The sequence below is a fragment of the Roseibium sp. genome, from assembly GCF_050301095.1.
GTDB lineage: Bacteria > Pseudomonadota > Alphaproteobacteria > Rhizobiales > Stappiaceae > Roseibium.
Genome location: NZ_JBNKYW010000300.1, coordinates 1 through 4,018, shown reverse-complemented (window position 1 = coordinate 4,018; position 4,018 = coordinate 1). Strand labels below are relative to the sequence as shown.

Sequence of the window (4,018 nt, the reverse complement as noted above, 5' to 3'; positions counted from 1 at the left end):
CTTCACCGTGCTCAACCGCGGCAAGACACTCGGAACCGCCGAACGCGGCGACATCAAGGCCGAGGAACTCCAGGACATGATGGCAGGCGGACAGGAACTCGCCCAACTCGAAGGATCCCTCGGCGGAACTATCTGACGGGTATGAATTGAACGGAATGTGCACGTGAAAAACCTCGATGTCATCACCATCGGCCGCTCGTCGGTCGATCTCTATGGAGCCCAGGTGGGCGGCCGGCTGGAGGACATGTCGTCCTTCAACAAGTATATCGGCGGCTCGCCCACCAACATGGCCTGCGGCACCGCCCGTCTCGGCCTGAGGTCCGGGCTGATCACCCGGGTCGGCGACGAGCACATGGGCCGCTTCATCCGCGAGGAACTGGAGCGGCACGGGGTGGCAACGGATGGTGTTATCACCGACAAGGAGCGGCTGACCGCGCTCGTCCTGCTCGGCATCCGCGACCAGGAACAGTTCCCGCTGATCTTCTACCGCGAGAACTGTGCCGACATGGCGCTTGCCGAGGACGACATCAATCCGGGGTTCATCGCCTCGGCAAAGGCGGTGGTGGCGACCGGCACCCACTTGAGCCATCCACAGACGGAAGCAGCTGTCCTGAAAGCCTTGCGGCTCGCGCGGGAAAGCGGCGGCCGGACCGCGCTCGACATCGACTACCGGCCGAACCTGTGGGGCCTTTCCGGGCATGGCGACGGTGAAAACCGCTTCATCGCCTCCGACAAGGTGACGGCAAAGCTGCAGTCGACCCTCGGCCTGTTCGACCTGATCGTCGGCACCGAAGAGGAATTCCACATTGCCGGCGGCACCACCGATACGGTGCAGGCCTTGAAGAACGTCCGGAAAGTCTCGAACGCCACGCTCGTCTGCAAGCGCGGACCGATGGGGGCAACGGCATTCGAAGGCGACATTCCCGACAGTCTGGACGACGGTCTTTCCGGACCGGGCTTCCCGATCGAGGTCTTCAATGTGCTGGGGGCCGGTGACGGTTTCATGTCCGGTCTCCTGAAGGGCTGGATCGAAGGCCAGGACTGGGTCACCACGCTGACCTATGCCAACGCCTGCGGCGCCTTTGCCGTTTCCCGCCACGGCTGCACGCCCGCCTACCCCAGTTGGGAGGAACTGCAGTTTTTCCTGAAGCGCGGCATCGAGCGCCGGGACCTGCGCAACGATCCGGAGCTGGAGCAGATCCACTGGTCGACCAACCGGCACCGGGTACACGGCGGCGACCGGTCGGTCATGCGCGTCTTTGCCTTCGACCATCGCATTCAACTGGAGCAGATCGCGGACGAGGCGGGCGCCCCGCACGAGCGGATCGGCTCCTTCAAGACCCTTTGCCTGGATGCCGCCCGCAACGTGGCTGGTGGCCAATCCGGCTACGGCATCCTGTGCGACAGCCGCCTCGGCCGCGAGGCACTTTACCGGGCCGCCGGGTCCGGCCTCTGGATCGGGCATCCCGTGGAATGGCCGGCCTCCCGGCCCCTGACACTGGAGCCGGAAATCGGGCCGGATTTCGGCGGCCTGGCCGAATGGCCCGCCGAGCATGTCGTCAAGGTGCTCTGCTTCTATCACCCGCATGATGGCGACCGTCTCAAGGGGGAACAGGAAGACGTGCTCAAGCGGCTTTTCGCGGCCTGCCGCCGCAACCGCCTGGAAATGCTGCTGGAAGTCATTCCCTCGAAGGTCGGGCCGGTCGACGACGACACCACGGCGGATATCATCCGCCGCATGTACGAGATCGGCATCTATCCGGACTGGTGGAAGCTCGAGCCGATGACTTCCAATGCGGCCTGGGCCAAGGCCTGTTCCGCGATCGACGAAAACGACCCCCATACGCGTGGCATCGTCGTGCTCGGCCTCGACGCTCCGGAAGAAGACCTGGCCGCGAGCTTTGCCGAAGCCGCCCGTTTTCCGCTGGTCAAGGGTTTCGCGGTCGGCCGGACCATTTTTGCCGATGCCGCCCGCAAATGGCTGGCGGGAGAATTGACAGACGAGGCTGCCGTCGCTGACATGACGGACCGCTTCGCACGCCTGTGCCGGATCTGGGACACGGCCCGTGAAAACGCGCGCGTCAACGAAACGCAAGGAACTTCCGCATGAAAACCATCCGTCTTACAGCCGCCCAGGCGATGGTGCGATACATCGCTGCCCAGATGACCGGGGACGGCGAGCGTTTCATTGACGGCGTCTGGGCGATCTTCGGCCACGGCAACGTCGCCGGTCTGGGCGAAGCGCTCGAGCACGCAGGCAATGCCCTGCCGACCTGGCGCGGCCAGAACGAACAGACCATGGCTCATACCGCCATTGCCTACGCCAAGGCCAAAAAACGCACCCGCGCCATGGCGGTGACCTCCTCCATCGGCCCGGGCGCCACCAACATGGTGACGGCGGCAGCGCTCGCCCATGTCAATCGCCTGCCGGTGCTGCTGATACCCGGCGACGTCTTTGCGGGCCGGGCTCCGGACCCGGTGCTGCAGCAGGTGGAAGACTTTGACGACGGCACGGTGTCGGCGAACGACTGCTTCCGTCCCGTATCGCGCTATTTCGACCGGATCAGCCGGCCGGAACATCTGCTGACGGCACTGCCACGTGCCTTCCGGGTGATGACGGACCCGGCAAACTGCGGCCCGGTGACACTCTCCTTCTGCCAGGACACACAGGCCGAGGCCTTCGACTATCCGGAGAGTTTCTTCGAGCCGAAGGTCTGGCGCATCCGCCGTCCCGAACCCGACAGCCGCGACGTTGAAGATGTCGCCGCCTTGATCAAAGCGGCAAAGGCTCCCGTTCTCGTCTGCGGCGGCGGTGTTGTTTATTCCGAGGCTGAGGAGACGCTCGGCGACTTCGCCACCAAACACGGCATACCCGTGATCGAAACCCAGGCCGGCAAATCGGCTCTGGCCCAGTCCCACCCGATGAACTTCGGCGCCGCCGGGGTCGACGGAGCGGAAAGCGCCAACACTCTGGCGGAAGCCGCCGATCTGGTGATTGGCGTCGGTACCCGGTTTCAGGATTTCACCACCGGCTCCTGGGCCCTCTTCAAGGAACCGAGCCGCAAGCTGGTCTCCATCAACGTCCAGGGCTATGACGCCCTCAAGCACGGGGCGGTGGGTGTCGTCGGCGACGCGAAGGTGTCGCTGGAGAAGCTTTCTGCCGCGCTCGGCAGCCACAAGGCCGATGCCTTCGATCCCCAGTCCCGGCTTGACTGGCTGGCGAAGGTCGACGCCCATTGCAGCGCAAGGACGAATGTGCCGGAAGGCTACCTGCCACTTGACGCGGAAGTGATCGGCGCGGTCCAGCGCACGTCCACCGACAAGACCGTCGCCATGTGCGCGGCGGGCACCATGCCGGGTGCGCTCAAGCTGCTGTGGCAGGCACCGCAGGGCGGCTATCACATGGAATACGGCTATTCCTGCATGGGCTATGAAATTGCCGGCGCCATGGGCCTGAAGCTCGCCCGGCCGGAACGCGACGTGGTCTGCTTCGTCGGCGACGGCTCCTACATGATGGCCAACTCGGAACTGGCGACCGCCGTCATGCGCCGGGTGCCGTTCACGGTGGTCCTCACGGACAACCGTGGTTACGGCTGCATCAACCGGCTGCAGATGGGCACCGGCGGCGAGCAGTTCAACAATCTTTACAAGGATTGCAATGTCGAAGCCCAGCCGGATATCGACTTCGTCGCCCATGCGGCCTCCATGGGCGCCCACGCGGTCAAGGCGAAGGACATCGCCGACCTGGAGGCGCAGATCCTGGAAGCACGCGACCGGGCCATCCCGACGGTCATCGTCATCGACACCGACCCGATGCACGGGCCCGGCGAGAACGGCGGCGGCCACTGGTGGGACGTGGCGGTGCCGGAGGTTTCGGAGCGCACGGAAGTCAACGCGGCCCGCGAAGGCTATGTCGCGGCGCTGAAGCACCAGAACCTCGTGAATTGAGGAGGGGCGCAGGTCATACACCACGGCGCCTCCGCCACTTTTCCCCTCATCCTGAGGAAGCGCGCATGCG

Annotated in this window: 2 protein-coding genes and 1 pseudogene; all 3 read left to right on the top strand. The window is 65.0% G+C overall.

The genetic code is table 11. The features are described from left to right. A pseudogene (locus tag ACQY7U_RS26280) lies at nucleotides 1-136 on the top strand (sugar ABC transporter ATP-binding protein); the annotation flags it as partial. A 27-nt stretch (nucleotides 137-163) separates the two neighbouring features. Then, nucleotides 164-2,110, top strand: coding sequence for a bifunctional 5-dehydro-2-deoxygluconokinase/5-dehydro-2-deoxyphosphogluconate aldolase (locus tag ACQY7U_RS26275; RefSeq protein WP_428651607.1), 1,947 nt, complete (start codon nucleotides 164-166; stop codon nucleotides 2,108-2,110). After that, on the top strand, nucleotides 2,107-3,948 hold the full coding sequence (gene iolD, locus ACQY7U_RS26270; RefSeq protein ID WP_428651604.1) for a 3D-(3,5/4)-trihydroxycyclohexane-1,2-dione acylhydrolase (decyclizing): 1,842 nt from the start codon (nucleotides 2,107-2,109) through the stop codon (nucleotides 3,946-3,948). Before ACQY7U_RS26275 ends, iolD begins: the two co-directional genes overlap by 4 nt. The last annotated feature ends 70 nt before the right edge of the window (nucleotides 3,949-4,018 follow it).